This window comes from Streptomyces hygroscopicus subsp. hygroscopicus, assembly GCF_001553455.1.
Lineage (GTDB): Bacteria > Actinomycetota > Actinomycetes > Streptomycetales > Streptomycetaceae > Streptomyces > Streptomyces hygroscopicus.
Map to the genome: position 1 here is coordinate 1 of NZ_BBOX01000453.1, position 14,904 is coordinate 14,904.

A 14,904-nucleotide genomic window follows, 5' to 3' on the forward strand; every position below is an offset into this window, starting at 1 on the left:
ACACCGACCCCCCACCACCCGTCATCAACCTCCCCACCTACGCCTTCCAACGCGAACGCTACTGGCTGGACGGCGACCGGGGGCCGGGCGGCGATCCGGCCGATCTGGGTCTGTCGTCCGCGGGCCATCCGCTGCTCGGCGCCGCCGTGGAGCTGGCCGACGGCACCACCCATGTGCTCACCGGCCGGCTCTCCGCGCGGTCCCACCCGTGGCTGGCCGAGCATGTGGTGGCGGGCGCGGTGCTGGCCCCGGGTGCGGTGCTGGTGGAGTGGGCGCTGCGGGCGGCCGACGAGGTCGGCTGCGGCGGGGTGGAGGAGCTGGCGTTGCGGGTTCCGCTGGCGCTCCCCGACTCCGGCGGACTGCGGGTGCAGGTGGTGGTCGGCGCCGCGGCGGAGGACGGGCGGCGAGAGGTGCGGATGTACTCCCGCCCGGACCACCCCGGCCAGCCCGGCCACCCCGAGCACCCTGGCCACCCCGAGCACCCCGGCCAGCCCGAGCACCCTGGCCACCCCGGCCGCCCGGGCCACCCCGGCCCCGGCGCCGTCCCCGGCCCGGACACCGAGTGGCGGTGCCATGCGGTGGGCGTGCTCGCACCGGCGGCCGGGCCCTGTGCCCCGGTGGAGGGTCTGGCCGGGGCGTGGCCGCCGCCGGGCGCCGAACCGCTGGACGTCGGCGCCTTCTACGAGCAGGCGAGGGCGGCGGGGTACGGATACGGCCCGGCGTACCAGGGGCTGACGGCCGCGTGGCGCCACGGCCCGGATGTCCTCGCCGAGGTGACGCTGCCCGACGCCGCGGGCGACCGGGACGGATTCGGTATCCATCCGGCGCTGCTCGACGCGGCGCTGCATCCGTCGCTGCTGATGGACCGGCCCGAGGGGCAGGAGGACGATGGTCAGGTGTGGCTGCCGTTCGCGTGGAACGGCGTGTCCCTGTGGGCCACCGGAGCGGCCACGGTACGGGTGCGGCTGTCGCGGGACGAGGAGCGCCGGTCGCTGCGACTGACGGTGGCCGACCCGGTGGGCGCTCCGGTGCTCACGGTCGGCTCGCTGGTGACCCGTCCGGCCGCGGCCGACCGGCTGCGTACGGCTGCCGCCGCGCGGGGCGTGGACGGGCTGTTCACCCTGGACTGGGTGGTGCTGCCCGCTCCGGCCGCCGAGCGGTCCCCGGGGCCGGTGGCGGGCGACGGCGGCTGGGTGGTGCTGGGCGAGGACCGGCTGGGGCTGGCGGAGCCGGTCTCGGCGGGCGTCGGCGCCGGGGCCGTGGTGTGCCATCCGGACCTGGAGGCGCTGATCGCGGCCGTCGACGCGGGCGAGCCCGCCCCCGCGGTCGTCCTCGCCCATCCGTATCCCGCCGGGGGCGGCCACGGGGACGGGCTGGGGGTGACCGCGGAGCTGCTGGGGCTGGTGCAGTCCTGGCTGAGGCGGCCGGCACTGGCCGACACCCGGCTGGTGGTGGTCACACGGGGCGCGACGGCCACGGGCGGTCCGGGCGGTCCGGGCGGTGACACCGCGCCGGATCCGTCCGGTGCCGGGGCGTGGGGGCTGATCCGCAGCGCCCAGTCGGAGAACCCGGGCCGGTTCGTGCTGCTCGACCTCGACGAGGGCCGGGAGGGCCTCGTGGAGGCCGTGGTGCGCGCTATCGCCTGGCACGAGCCCCAGGTGGCGGTGCGGGACGGACGGGTGCTGGTGCCCCGGATGGTCCGCGCGGCGGCCCCGCCGGGCCCGGCCGCCGACGGCCCGGCCGAGGACGCCATCCGCGTGGACACCGACGGCACCGTCCTGATCACGGGTGGCACCGGAACCCTGGGCTCCCTGGTCGCCGAGCATCTGGTACGCGCCTGGGGGGTCAGGCGGCTGCTGCTGGTGAGCCGGAGCGGTACGGATGCCGAAGGAGCGGGCGAACTCGCCGAGCGGCTGGCCGGGTTGGGCGCGCGGGTGCGGATCGCCGCGGCCGATGTCACCGATCCCGACGCGGTGGCCGCTCTGGTGGCCGGGGTCGATCCGGCCCATCCGCTGACCGGTGTGGTCCATGCCGCCGGGGTGCTGGACGACGCCGTCCTCACCACCCAGACTCCGGAGCGGCTGGCGCGGGTGTGGCGGCCGAAGGCCACGGCCGCGTCCCATCTGCACACCGCGACCGCGCACCTGCCGCTGTCCCTGTTCGTGATGTTCTCCTCCACCGCCGGCACGCTGGGCGCCTCGGGGCAGTCCAACTACGCCGCGGCGAACGCCTACTGCGACGCCCTGGCCGCCCGGCGCCGCGCCCTGGGCCTGCCGGGTGTCTCGGTGGCGTGGGGCCTGTGGGCGGACGCCAGCGGGATGACCGGACATCTGGGGGAGGCGGACCGGGCCAGGATGGTCCGGTCCGGCATCGGGGCGATGTCCGGCGAACGCGCGCTGGGGCTGCTGGACGCCGCCGTGCGCCACGGCCATCACCATCTGATCGCCGTCGATCTGGACGTCCGGGCCCTGGCCGGCCGGCCGGCGCTCACCCTGCCCCCTCCCCTGCGGGCGCTCACCGGTGGCGGTGCGGCCCGCCGCACCGCGGCCACCGCCCGGCCGCACACCGACTGGGCCGGTCATCTGGCCGCGCTGCCGCCGGGGGAACAGCGCCGCACCCTGCTCGAGCTGGTCCTCGTCCACGCCGCGGCGGCGCTCGGCCACTCCGACCCCGGCCGGATCCAGACCGAGCGCGGCTTCCTGGAGCTGGGCTTCGACTCCCTGACCGCGATCGAACTGCGGAACAGGCTGACCGCCGTCACCGGGCTGCGGCTGGCCACCACCCTGATCTTCGATCATCCGAACCCGGCCGCGCTCGCCGCTCATCTGCACGCGGAACTGGCGCCGGAGGACGTGGATCCGCTCGCCCCGATGCTGGGCGAAATCGACAGGATGGAAAGCGCGCTGCTGTCCATGGCCCGGGACGAGGCGGTGTGGGAAGCGCTGCACGAACGCCTCCGGACCACCTTGACGAAACTCGGCGCCCTGCACGGCGGCGGGACAACGGAGAAAGCCCCTTCGGCCGGCCGCATTCAGGACGCCACGGCCGACGAGATCTTCCAGTTCATCGACCAGGACCTCGGCCGGAGCGAAAGCGACGGGGAGCACGCGCAGGGGAGTACACGGTGATTGACGAGCGAAGCCGGAAGAAGCTCGCATCGGAGCACAGCCGGCGGCTGAGCGCCGCGGACATCGACGGTCTTCTCGGACTCTACGCGGACGAGGTCGCTTTCGAGGACCCGGTCGGTTCGGGGCGAAAGACGGGACGGGACGCCCTGCGCGCGCATTTCGAGGAGCTCGCCGAGGCGCGTATCACCGAAATTCCCGGCGAGCCGGTCGCGGGGCAGGACGGGACGCACGTCCTGCTGCCGGTGACGGCCACCATGGACTATCTGCCCAAAGGGCCCGGTTTCGCCGAGCGCGGCTGGCTGACCGCACCGGACTCCCCCAAGGACGCCCGCATCACCTGGAATTACGTCCTGATGCTGCGCATGGGGGCCGGTGGCCTCGTGCAGGAACTGCGCATGTTCTGGGGGAGGTCGGACATTGGCGTCGCCGGCTGATCCCGCACCACTTCCGCAGCGCACAGGAGGCGTTCATGGCCGATGAGGCGACGCTCAAGAGGATGGCTCTGGAATACGCGCGGCGGATGAACGCCGGCGATGTCGAGGCCGTACTGGAGCTGTTCTCGGACGACATCGTCTTCGAGGACCCGGTCGGCGCGCCACCGCTCATCGGAAAGGACGCGCTCCGCGAACACATCGCCTGGTCCATCGCATGCCAGGTGCACGAGACCCCGGGCCGTCCGGTCACCTCGATGGACGGCCGCAGGGTCGTGGTGCCGACCACGGTCACGGTGTACGCGCCGGCCAAACTCACCTTCAGCATCATCGGCGTGATCGAACTCGGTGAGGACGGTCTGGTCCATCACGCCCAGGCGTTCTGGGGCATCACGGACACCACCGTGGGCGATGGCCCCGAACTCACCGGGGTCGCGCATTTCATGGCGGTCACCCAGAACCTCGCCAAGATGGTCCAGGCCAAGGCCGGCCCCCGTCCGACGCAACAGGCCGTAAGCGGTGAAGGGACGACAGCGCAACCATGACCGAACCGAACCACGGAATCGTTCTGGGCGGAGGCTGGGCGGGCATGCTGGCCGCCCATGTGCTGGCCCGCCATCTGGAGCGCGTCACCGTCGTGGAGCGCGATGTGCTTCCCGACGGCCCCCGGCACCGCAAGGGCTCACCGCAGGGACGCCATGTCCATGTGCTGTGGTCCAGCGGTGCGCGCATCGTGGACACGCTGCTGCCGGGCCTGACCGGCCAGTTGGTCGACGCGGGTGCCCGCCGGGTCGGGTTCCACCAGGATCTGGTGACGTTGACGTCCCACGGCTGGCAGCACCGCTTCCCGCCGCGGCAGTTCGCCCTCATGTGCACCCGCCCGTTCCTGGACTGGAAGGTCCGCGACCGGGTGCTGGCCACCGGGCGGATCACCGTGCGCCGGCGCGCCGAGATCCTGGATCTGACCGGTGACGCCCGGCGGGTCACCGGGGTCCGGGTGCGCGACATGGACCGCGGCGTGCCGCGGACGCTGGAGGCCGGTCTGGTGGTCGATGCCTCCGGGCGCGGTTCCCGGCTCGGGCACTGGCTGTCCGCGCTGGGTCTGCCGCCGCTCGAGGAGGACACCGTCGACGCGGGTATCGCGTACGCGACCCGGGTGTACCAGGCGCCGCCGGGCGCGGCGGCCGGGTTCCCCGCCGTCAACGTGGCCGCCGACCACCGGCTGCGTGAGCCGGGCCGGTTCGGGGTGGTGTACCCGCAGGAGGACGGCACCTGGATGGTGACCCTGTCGTGCACCCGGGGCGCCGGGCTGCCCACCCATGACGACGACTTCCTGCCCTACGCCCGGACGCTGCGCCATCCGCTGGTGGCCGATCTGATCGCCCTCGCCGAGCCGCTGACCTCGGTGGCCGTCTCGCGGGTCGGCGCCAATCGGCGACTGTACCCGGAGCGGCTGGACAGCTGGCCGGAGGGGCTGCTGGTGGTCGGGGACGCGCTGGCCGCGTTCAATCCGATCTACGGCCACGGGATGAGTTCCGCGGCTCGCGCGGCCGCCGCGCTGGACACCGAGCTGGAGCGGTCCGGGGTCGGCGACGGGACGGCCCGCCGGGCCCAGCGGGCGATCAGCGCCGCCGTGGACGATCCCTGGATCATGGCCGCCTCCAAGGACGTGGAGTACGTCAACTGCCGTATGAACGCGACGGATCCGCGGCTGACCGGCGGGGCCCTGGCGCGGCAGCGCTTCTCCGATCTGATCGCCGACCGGTCGATCCGCTCCCCGGCGGTGTGTGATGTGGTGACCGACGTCATCAGCCTGACCGCGCCGCAGTCCGAGCTGGCGTCCAGCCGCTTTCTGTCGCTGATGCGCAAGGACCGGGTCCTTCCGCAGCTCACCGAGCCGCCGCTGACCCCCGACGAACTCGCCCTGGTGCGGCTGAATCCGCGCAGCACGGTGGGTGCGGGCGGCTCATGAGCAACGAGGAGAAGCTCGTCGACTATCTGAAGTGGACCACGGCCGAGCTGCAGCGGACCCGGCAGCGGCTGCGCGAGGTCCGGGCGGAGCCGGCGGAGCCGATCGCCATCGTCGGCATGGCCTGCCGCTTCCCCGGCGGAGTGCGCACCCCGGCACAGCTGTGGGATCTGGTGGCAGACGAACGGGACGCCGTCTCCAGCTTCCCCACCGACCGCGGCTGGGACCTGGAGAACCTCTACCACCCCGATCCGGAGCACCACGGCACCTCGTACGTGCGGGCCGGCGGCTTCGTCCACGACGCGGCCGACTTCGACGCGGAGTTCTTCGGCATCGGCGCCCGGGAGGCGGCGGCCATCGAACCGCAGCAGCGGATGCTGCTGGAGCTGGCGTGGGAGGCGGCGGAGAGCGCGGGCATCGATCCGCACACGCTGCGCGGCAGCCGGACCGGTGTCTACACGGGGCTGATGTACCACGACTACGCCTCGCGGCTCGAGGCGATCCCCGAGGGGCTGATGGGCCATGTGGGCAACGGCAACGCGGGCAGTGTGTCCTCGGGCCGGGTGGCGTTCACCCTCGGTCTGCGGGGCGCGGCGGTCACCTTGGACACCGCGTGTTCGTCGTCGCTGGTGGCGATGCACCTGGCGGCCGGATCGCTGCGGCGGCGCGAGTGCACCCTGGCGCTGGCCGGTGGTGCCGCCATCATGTACACCGCGAGTGTGTTCCAGGTGGCCTCCAGTCAGCGCCAGCTGTCCCCCGATGCCCGGTGCCGGTCGTTCGCGGACGCCGCCGACGGGATGGTGTACGGGGAGGGCGCCGGGCTGGTGCTGCTGGAACGGCTGTCGGACGCACGGCGGGGCGGCCGTCCGGTGCTGGCCGTGATCCGCGGCTCGGCGATCAACCAGGACGGCGCCAGCACCGGCATGGCCGCGCCGAACGGGCCCGCCCAGCAGCAGCTGATCCACGACGCGCTGAAGGACGCGCGGCTGTCGGCGGGGGACGTGGACGCGGTGGAGGCGCATGGCACCGGTACCGCGTTCGGAGACTCCATCGAGCTCCAGGCGCTGCTCGCCACGTACGGCCAGGACCGTCCGGAGGACCGGCCGCTGCTGCTGGGATCGGTCAAGTCGAACATCGGTCACACCCAGGCCGCCGCCGGGATCGCCGGTGTGATCAAGACGGTGATGGCGATGCGCCGGGGCGTGCTGCCGCGTTCGCTCCACATCGACCGGCCGACCCGGCTGGTGTCCTGGCGCACGGGCGCGGTGCGGCTGCTGACCGAGCGGACGGACTGGCCCCGCGGGGAGCGGCCGCGCCGGGCCGGTGTGTCGTCGTTCAGCGCGAGCGGCACCAACGCCCATGTGATTCTGGAGGAGTTCACCGAGCCGGCGGAGGGCGCCCGCGACGACGGTGGCGCCCGCGACCCGGGGGTGGTGCCGTGGGTGCTGTCCGCGCGGTGCCCGGCGGCGCTGCGCGGCCAGGCCCGAGCGCTGGCCGCGCACACGGCGGCGGACGCTCCGGGGCCCTCCCCCGTCGATGTGGGCTGGTCGCTGGTGACCACGCGGTCGGCGTTCGACCACCGGGCGGTCGTGATCGGCCGGGGGCTGGAGGAGCTGAGGGCGGGGCTGCTCGCGGTGGCGGCCGGTGAGCCGCACCCCTCGGTGGTGGGGCCGGAAGCGGCCGCTGGCGGAGCGGCGGCCCTGGCGGGCGGGACGGTGTTCGTCCTCGGTGACACGGGCGGCCATCCCCCCGGCGCGGGCGCCGAGTTGTACGACCGGTTCCCCGTCTTCGCCACGGCCTTCGACGAGGTCGGTGAGCTGCTCGGGGCGGACCGGAGCCGCGACGCGTCCTCCCCGACGGGGCTGTTCGCCCGGTACGTCGCGCTGGCCAGGCTGCTGGCCTCGGTGGGGGTGCGTCCCGACGGGGTGGTGGGCCACGGTGCCGGTGAGATCGCCGCGGCACATCTCTCCGGCCGCCTCGACCTGGCTCACGCCTGTCGGCTGGTCGCCGCCGGCACCGGTGGGGGCGCGGTGGACCGTGAGCCGCCGCCCGTTCCCGCGCCCGCTCCGGCCGAGGCCGCTGTGGTGTGGGAGCTGGGGCCCCGGGCGACACCGCCGGCCGCCCCGGGGGCGCTGGTGCTGTCGCCCTTCCGGGGCGAGGGGTCCGAGGTGCGGGAGCTGCTGCGCTGCCTGGCCCGTGTGCACACCATGGGCGCCACGGTGAACTGGTCCGCCCTCTTCGGCGGCGATCCGGCTCCCCGTACCGTTCCCCTGCCCACCTACGCCTTTCAGCGGCAGCGCTTCTGGCTGGTGGACGAGGCCCCGGCGGATGCCGCGGATGCCGTACCCGCGGCGGAGACCTGGGCGGACACCGAGTTCTGGGATGCCGTGGAGCGTTCGGACACGGCCGCCCTGGCCCGGGTGCTGGAGGTCCCCGCCGGGCGACAGGACGCGCTGTCGGAGGTTCTACCCGCCCTGGCCGCCTGGCGGCGGCAGCGGCAGTGGCGCTACCGCATCGCCTGGAAGCTCCTTCCCGACCCGGTGGCGCCCCGGCTGACGGGCAGCTGGCTGGTCGTCACCTCCGGTGGCGGCGCGGCGAATGCCACAGTGGCCGCCGTGACCGCCGCGCTGCGCGACCACGGCGCCGAGGTCATCACGTTCGCCCCGGACACCGCAGCGGCGCGGCCGGACACCGCGTCGCGGGAGCCGGAGACCGCACCCGCGCAGCCGGACACCACAGCACGGCAGCCGGACACCACACCCCCGCAGCCGGACACCACAGCACAGCAGCCAGACACCACACCCCCGCAGCCGGAGACCGCACGGGCGGACGAGGAGGCACGGGCCCGGCGGCTGTCCGGGGCGGTCGCCGGGCGGCCGGTCGCCGGGGTGCTCTCCCTGCTGGCCGTGGACGGCGGCGGGCCACCGGCCGAGGACGGACGGAGCCCGGCGCTCGCTCCGACCGTCGAGTTGTCCGCGGCGCTGCGGCGGGCCGGGATCGAGGCCCCGGTGTGGCTGGCCACCCGTGGTGGAGTCAGCGTGGACGTGGGCGATCCGATGTGCCGTCCGGAGCAGGCCCCGTTCTGGGGGCTGGGCGGCGCGCTGGCGGCGGAACGCCCGCGCTGCCGGGGCGGGGTGGTCGATCTGCCGGAGCGGTTCGACGACCGGGCGGCACGGCGGCTCGCGGGCGTGCTGGCCGGGGCGCACGGCGAGGTGGAGGTGGCCGTACGGGCCGACGGCTGCTTCGCCCGGCGCCTGGTGCGCGACCAGCCCACGGCCCCCGCCTGCCCGGCCCGGCGGCTGCGGGGGACGGTCCTCATCACCGGCGCCGCCACCTCCCTGGGCGCGCACACCGCCCGCTGGGCGGCCGACGCGGGCGCCGAACACCTCCTGCTCCTCGACAGCGCGCCACCGGCCGGGAACCTGGCGGCGGAGCTGGGCGCCTCGGGCGTCCGGGTGTCCGTCGCCACCGTCGACGTGGCGGACCCGGAGGCGCTCGCCGCGGCCGTCGCGGGCATCCCGGCCGCGTTCCCGCTGACGGCCGTCCTGCATCTGACGTCGCCCCTGGCCGATGAGACGGGACAGCTGGAAGTGGCGCGGATCGAGCGGGAGTGGGCGGCGACGGTGGCGGGCGCGGTGAACCTCTGTGCCCTCGGCAGCGGCCATGAGCTGTCGGCCCTGGTGCTCGGCTCCTCGATCGCGGGCGTGCTGCCCGGCCCGGGGCTGGGCAACCAGGCGCCGGCCCACGCCTATCTGGCCGCGCTCGCCCAGGAGTGCCGGGCCCGGGGCATTCCGGCGACCTCGGTGTGCTGGGGCCCGCTCGACGACCCGGGCACGGCCGCCGGCGCCGCCGCCAAGCAGCTCCGGAGCAACGGGATGGCCGCCCTGCCCCAGCGCCCGGCCGCCGACCTGCTGCGGCAGGCGGTCATGTCGGACACGGCGTCCGTGGTCATTGCGGACATCGACTGGGCCTGGATGACCGCACACGCCTCCGAGCTGGGAACGCATCGGCTCTTCGACGACCTTTCCGGCCCCGGCCGCACCGCACGCAACAGCGCGGCCGGTGACCACGCCGACCGGCACCGACCAGGCGGGAGTACCCCATGAGCACCCACACCACCGTCAACAACCACCCCACCGGCGATGGCGCCGGCCCTCAAGGAGACGGAGCCGCGATGCAGACGGACAAGAGCGAGGCCGCACGCGACGGGGCGGCGCTGCACCAGGCGCTCGCCATCGCCACGGCCGAGGAGCGCGAGGACATCATGCGGGAGACGGTGCGGACGCAGCTCGCCGACGTCCTCGCGCCCACCGTGATCGACGACGACAGCAACTTCCTGGAGAACGGGCTCACCTCACTGACCGCTCTGGAACTCACCCGCAATCTGATGACGCTCACCGACGTGGAGATCCCCCTCGTCGCCATTCTGGAGTACCCCACCCCCGCCCAGCTCGGCCACTACCTCGCCGAGGCGTACGCCGCGGTCAACTCGGATGACGGCGCCACGGCGTAGTCCGGCCCGGCCGCCACAACGCCGCGCGGGAGGGGGACGGTCCCCCTCCCGCGCGGCGTTTCCGTGCGCCGCCGTACGGCCCCGGTCGCCCCTCAGAAAGCGCAGTCCACATGCTTGATGGCTTCCACGAAGCTGGCCACCAGCCGCCGGGGCTCCCCCACCGTGCGGATCTCCGGCAGCCGGCCGAACAGCTCCCGGAAGAGGACGGTGACCTCCATCCGGGCGAGATGGGCGCCCAGGCAGAAGTGCGGGCCGACCGATCCGAAGGTCATGTGCGGATTGGGATCGCGGGTGATGTCGAACCGGTAGGGATCGGTGAAGACGTCCTCGTCCCGGTTGGCGGACCAGTAGAAGAGCAGCAGCTTGTCGCCCTCCCGGAAGCGGTGGCCGTTCATCTCGCAGTCCCGGGTGACGGTCCTGCGCATCCAGTTGATGGGCGTGGCGACCCGCAGGATCTCCTCGACCGCCCGTGGCGCGTACGCCTCGAAGTCCGAGAGCAGCAGCTTCCGCTGGTCCGGATGGTCGGTGAGCAGCACCAGACCACGGGAGATCGCGTTACGGGTGGTCTCCATACCGGCGACGACGAGCAGGATGAAGAACGAGGAGAGTTCCTCGGGGCTGAGCCGCTCGCCGTCGATCTGCGCCTGCACCAGCCGGGTGATGAGATCGCCCGTGGGGTTGCGGGTGCGGTCGGCGGCGAGCCGCGAGATGTAGTCGGCCAGTTCGTGTGAGGTCTTCAGCAGGGCGGCGGTGGCCTGATCGGCCCGGGGGACGTATTCGGGGTCGAAGGTGCCGACGATGACATTGGACCGGTCGTAAATGAACTCGTAGTCGTCGTCGGGAATTCCCATCATTCCGCTGAGCACCGCGATCGGCATGATCGCGGCGGCCTTCCGGACGAAATCGCCCGGCCCTTCCGCGACAAGGCCGTCGACGATCTTCCGGGCGGCTTTGCGGGATGCCGCCTCGAACTCGGCGGCCATTCCCCGGCCGAACGCCCGGGAGACCAGCCGACGCAACCGGGCGTGCTGGGGATTGTCCATATTGATCATCGACCCGAAGAAACTGTTGAATTCCGGCGGCAGATCGATGATGCTGATCGCGGTGGGCTCGGAGCCGAAGTCCTGCGGGCGTCGGCTCACCTCGGCGATATCGGCATGCCTGACCAGCGCGTAATAGCCGGACCCACGCCCGAACCCGGGCATGACCGGTTCGCGGAAGAGCACGGGCTCGGGCCGTCGCCGCAGCGCCGCGAACGCGGCGTCACGATCGCCGTAGGGCCGCGCCCAGAAAGACAGGTCGGTGAGGTCGATGTTGTCGACATCGGCGAATCGGGATTCCGGGGGATACACCGCACCTCATTTCGGCTCGGAGTCAGCGGCCGGCCACAGGGCCGGACCGGCGCTGGCCGGGCATGGGTGCCCGGCAGACGATCATCTCGCGTCAGGCTTAAGCACCGCTAATGCGCGAAAAACACCGCCGCTTTCACCGTCGAATCACATCGGACGGCCCGGCTAGAATTCCGCCATGGATCTTTCCGTGCCCGTAACCGACGATGTCACCTTGCATGTCCGGCACCGGCCGGGAACCGCGTCGCTCCCTTTTCTCCTGGTGCACGGCATGGCCTCGAGCGCCCGGCTGTGGGACGAGGTCGCCGGCCATCTGGCCGCCGCCGGCCACGCGGTGTACGCGGTGGATCTGCGCGGCCACGGGGACTCCGATACGCCCGGGACGGGGTACGACACCCCGACCGCGGTCGCGGATCTGGCGGCGGCGGCCGCCGCCCTCGGGCTGGACCGGGTGGTGGTGGCCGGTCACTCCTGGGGCGGCAACGTCGCGGTGCGGCTGACCGCCGAATGCCCCGAACTGGTCGCCGCGCTGGCCCTCGTGGACGGCGGCTGGCTGGAACCGGCCACCTCGTTTCCCTCCTGGGAGGCGTTCGCCGGAGCGTTGCGGCCGGCGTCCCTGGAGGGCGCCACGGTGCGGAGCGTGACCGACTACTTCCGCGCCATCCACCCGGACTGGTCCCCGGCCGCGATCGAGGCCGCGGTGGCGACGATGCGGGTGAACCCGGACGGATCGCTGTCCCGGCGCATGTCCACCGAGCAGCACGAGTCGATGCTGCGCAGCATCTGGAACGAACCTCCGGGGCCGTGGTACGCGGCCATCACCGTGCCCACCCTGCTGATGCCCGCGATCCCCAAGGGCGCGAACGACACATGGGCGGATCGCATCCGTGCCCGCATCAGGGAGACCACCGCCGGGCTGCGCCACGCCACGATGCGTGAGTACGTCGACTCCGAGCACGATCTGCACGTCCAGCACCCCCGGCGAGTGGCCGACGACCTGCTCGACCTGGCCCGCGGCGTCCAGCCGGCCCACCGCGCCCGGTGACCGACAGCGAGAAACCCGGACCCCCCGTACGGAAAGACCGTACGGGGGTTTCGCACGAGGGCTTCGTACGAGGGGCTTCGTACGCGGCGACCCGCACACGGCGGCCGGGGGCCCGTACGTGGCGGCCCGTACGTGGCGGCCCGTACGTGGCGGCCCGTACGTGGCGGCCCGTACGTGGCGGCCGGGGCCCGGGGGGCCCGGCCGCCGGTCAGACCCCGAGTTCGCGGTCGATGAGGGCGAACACCTCATCGGCCGTGGCCGCCGCCAGGTCCCGCTCGTCCGCCGGCTCGCCGGGCCCGTCCACGCCGGCGGTGTACTTCCACACCAGGGCCTGCAACCGGTTCACCAGCCCGGCCCGCCGCGGGTCCCCGGCCGGCAGTCCGGCCAGCGCCGCCTCGACCTCGTCGATGTGCCCGGACACCGGAAGCGCCGTCGCGGCCTCCCCCGGGCCGACGTCGGCCAGCAGCCGGTCCGCCAGTGACCGGGGGGTGGGGTGGTCGAAGACCACCGTCGTCGGCAGGCTCAGCCCCGTGGAGGCGCGCAGCCGGTTCCTGAGCTCGACCGCCGCGATGGAGTCGAACCCCAGCTCCTTGAACGGACGGTCCGGCTCGACCGCCTCCGGTGCCGGATGGCGCAGTACGGCGGCCACATGGGCGCGTACCAGCGTCAGCAGCCGCTCCTCCCGCTCGTCCCCGGCGAGGGCGGCCAGCTCCCGCCGCAGGGCCGCTGCCTGCTCGGCTCCGGTGTCCGGCGCGGGTTTCCGCGCGGCCTCGATGGCCTGACGGGCAGCCGGGACACCGTCGAAGAGCCTGCTGGGCCGGGCGAGGGTGAACAGCGGCGCGAAGCGTTCCCATGCCACGTCGGCGATCGTGACGCCCGGATCGTCGTGGTCGAGCACCTGGCGCAGTGCGGTCAGCGCCGGCCGGGGGTCCAACGGGGACAGGCCCTGGCGCCGGAAGCGCTCGGTGTGCGCGGTCGGCGCCCCGTCCCCGTACGGCAGGTCCCACAGCCCCCACGCGATCGAGACGGTGGCCCGGCCGGCGGCCCGGTCGCGCCGCGCCAGCGCGTCGAGGCAGGCGGCGGCGGCCGCGTAGGAGCCGTGGTCCTTGCTGCCCCAGGACGCGGCGACGGTGGTGAAGTGGACCACGGTGTCGCCGGGTTCCGTGCCGCACAGCTCGTCCAACTGCCGTCCGGCGGCGTCCAGATGGGCGTGCACCTGCTCGGCCAGCCGCTTCGGGGTGAGTTCGGTCAGCGGTGCCAGCTCGCCGGAGGCCGAGGTGTGGATGACCGTCCCGATCCGTGTGCCCGTCCCCGCCACCCGCTCGACCAGGCGTGCCACCCCTTCCCGGTCGGCGGGCGTGTGCGCCGCGACGGTGAGCCCGGTGCCGAGCGCGTCCAGTTCGGCCGCCAGCTGCACGGCGCCGGGCGCGTCGCCGCCCGCGGGGTCCAGCAGCACGATGTGGTCCGCGCCGTCGGCGGCCAACCGCCGGGCCACATGGGCGGCGGGTCCGTCGGCGGCCCCGGTGATGAGCACGGTGCCCCGGGGCCTCCAGACGCGCCGCGGGACACGGTCGCCGATCGGGTCGGGGACCAGCCGGCGGCCGTACGCGCCGGTCGGGCGCAACGCCGCCTCGTCCTCGCCGCAGGCCCCGGTGAGCAGGGCGCGCAGCCGTCCGGTGTCCAGGGCGCGCGGCTCCGCGGGCAGGTCCACCAACCCGCCCCACAGGTCGGGGTGTTCCAGGGCGGCCACCCTGCCGAGCCCCCACAGCTGGGCCTGGTGGGGAGCGTCCAGGGGGTCGGAGCCGTCGATGGCGACCGCACCGCGGGTGGCACACCACAGCGGTGCCGCCACGGCGGCGTCCAGCAGCGCCTGGAGCAGGGTGAGCGTGCCCGTCAGACCGGGGGCGACCCCGGGCAGCGGCGGCCGTGCGTCCTCCTCCAGGGCCAACAGCGACAGGACGCCCGCCGGTGGCGCCTCCCCGGCGCGGCAGGAGCGCAGCAGCGCGGCCAGCTCCTCCCGGCCGGTGTCCTCGGCCACCTCCAGCCGGCGCACCCGGTCGCCGGCCGCGTCCAGCGCCCGTACGCAGGCGTCCGTCCAGCCACCGGCACCGCCCTGGGGGTGGACCACGAGCCAGGAACCCGCGTCGGCGGGGGCGGTGTCGGTGATGGGCCGCCACTGGACGCGGTAGCGCCAGGAGTCCACGGCGGAGCGCTCACGCTTCCCGCGGCGCCAGGTCGCGAGCGCGGGGAGCAGCGTGCCCAGCGACGTCCGGTGGCCGGTACCGTCCGGGAGGCCCAGCGTCGCGGAGAGCGTGGTCAGATCCCCTTCCTCCACCGCGGCCCAGAACCGCGACTCCTCCTCGTCCGCCGCGGGCCAGGTGTCGGAGGACACCGAGTCGGGCAGCCAGTAGCGTTCGCGTTGGAAGGCGTAGGTGGGGAGGTCGATGACGGGTGGTGGGGGGTCGGTGC

General features: G+C 74.1%; 9 protein-coding genes and 2 pseudogenes. 8 read left to right on the forward strand and 3 right to left on the reverse strand.

Translation table 11 applies throughout. From position 1 onward, the window contains the following. From AXW62_RS35705 to AXW62_RS47310, 5 genes and pseudogenes are all read left to right on the forward strand, one after another. Window positions 1-3,128: type I polyketide synthase (locus tag AXW62_RS35705; protein ID WP_159061031.1), on the forward strand; the 3,128-nt coding region annotated here is incomplete at its 5' end. Further along, entirely contained in the window at window positions 3,125-3,562 is a 438-nt protein-coding gene (locus tag AXW62_RS35710) for a nuclear transport factor 2 family protein (protein ID WP_060948077.1), read from the forward strand. The genes AXW62_RS35705 and AXW62_RS35710, both read left to right, overlap by 4 nt. A gap of 35 nt (window positions 3,563-3,597) precedes the next feature. Beyond that, entirely contained in the window at window positions 3,598-4,104 is a 507-nt protein-coding gene (locus tag AXW62_RS35715) for a nuclear transport factor 2 family protein (RefSeq protein ID WP_060948078.1), read from the forward strand. Further along, a complete protein-coding gene (locus tag AXW62_RS35720; protein ID WP_079115952.1) occupies window positions 4,101-5,531 on the forward strand; it encodes an NAD(P)/FAD-dependent oxidoreductase in 1,431 nt (476 codons plus the stop codon). Before AXW62_RS35715 ends, AXW62_RS35720 begins: the two co-directional genes overlap by 4 nt. Then, window positions 5,528-8,023 (forward strand): annotated as a pseudogene (locus AXW62_RS47310) (type I polyketide synthase); the annotation flags it as partial. The gene AXW62_RS35720 and the pseudogene AXW62_RS47310, both read left to right, overlap by 4 nt. A gap of 11 nt (window positions 8,024-8,034) precedes the next feature. On the opposite strand, the gene AXW62_RS47315 reads toward AXW62_RS47310, so the two are convergent. After that, window positions 8,035-8,847: a hypothetical protein gene (locus tag AXW62_RS47315; RefSeq protein ID WP_359897814.1), complete on the reverse strand. Its 813-nt coding sequence runs from the start codon at window positions 8,845-8,847 to the stop codon at window positions 8,035-8,037. On the opposite strand from AXW62_RS47315, the pseudogene AXW62_RS47320 reads away from it, so the two are divergent. Both AXW62_RS47320 and AXW62_RS35730 read left to right on the forward strand, forming a co-directional pair. Next, window positions 8,846-9,634: pseudogene (locus AXW62_RS47320) on the forward strand (SDR family NAD(P)-dependent oxidoreductase); the annotation flags it as partial. The gene AXW62_RS47315 and the pseudogene AXW62_RS47320 overlap by 2 nt on opposite strands. Then, on the forward strand, window positions 9,631-10,041 hold the full coding sequence (locus AXW62_RS35730) for an acyl carrier protein (protein ID WP_060948079.1): 411 nt from the start codon (window positions 9,631-9,633) through the stop codon (window positions 10,039-10,041). The pseudogene AXW62_RS47320 and the gene AXW62_RS35730, both read left to right, overlap by 4 nt. A 92-nt stretch (window positions 10,042-10,133) precedes the next feature. On the opposite strand, the gene AXW62_RS35735 is transcribed toward AXW62_RS35730, so the two are convergent. Next, window positions 10,134-11,393 carry a cytochrome P450 gene (locus AXW62_RS35735; RefSeq protein WP_060948080.1) on the reverse strand — a complete coding sequence of 420 codons (1,260 nt, stop codon included), beginning with the start codon at window positions 11,391-11,393 and terminating at the stop codon, window positions 10,134-10,136. Between the two features lie 175 nt (window positions 11,394-11,568). On the opposite strand from AXW62_RS35735, the gene AXW62_RS35740 reads away from it, so the two are divergent. Further along, a complete protein-coding gene (locus AXW62_RS35740) occupies window positions 11,569-12,435 on the forward strand; it encodes an alpha/beta fold hydrolase (RefSeq protein WP_060948081.1) in 867 nt (288 codons plus the stop codon). A 208-nt stretch (window positions 12,436-12,643) separates the two neighbouring features. Here the strand turns inward: AXW62_RS35740 and AXW62_RS35745 are convergent. After that, window positions 12,644-14,904 (reverse strand): SDR family NAD(P)-dependent oxidoreductase (locus AXW62_RS35745; RefSeq protein WP_159061032.1); only part of this gene is annotated, 2,261 nt, incomplete at its 5' end.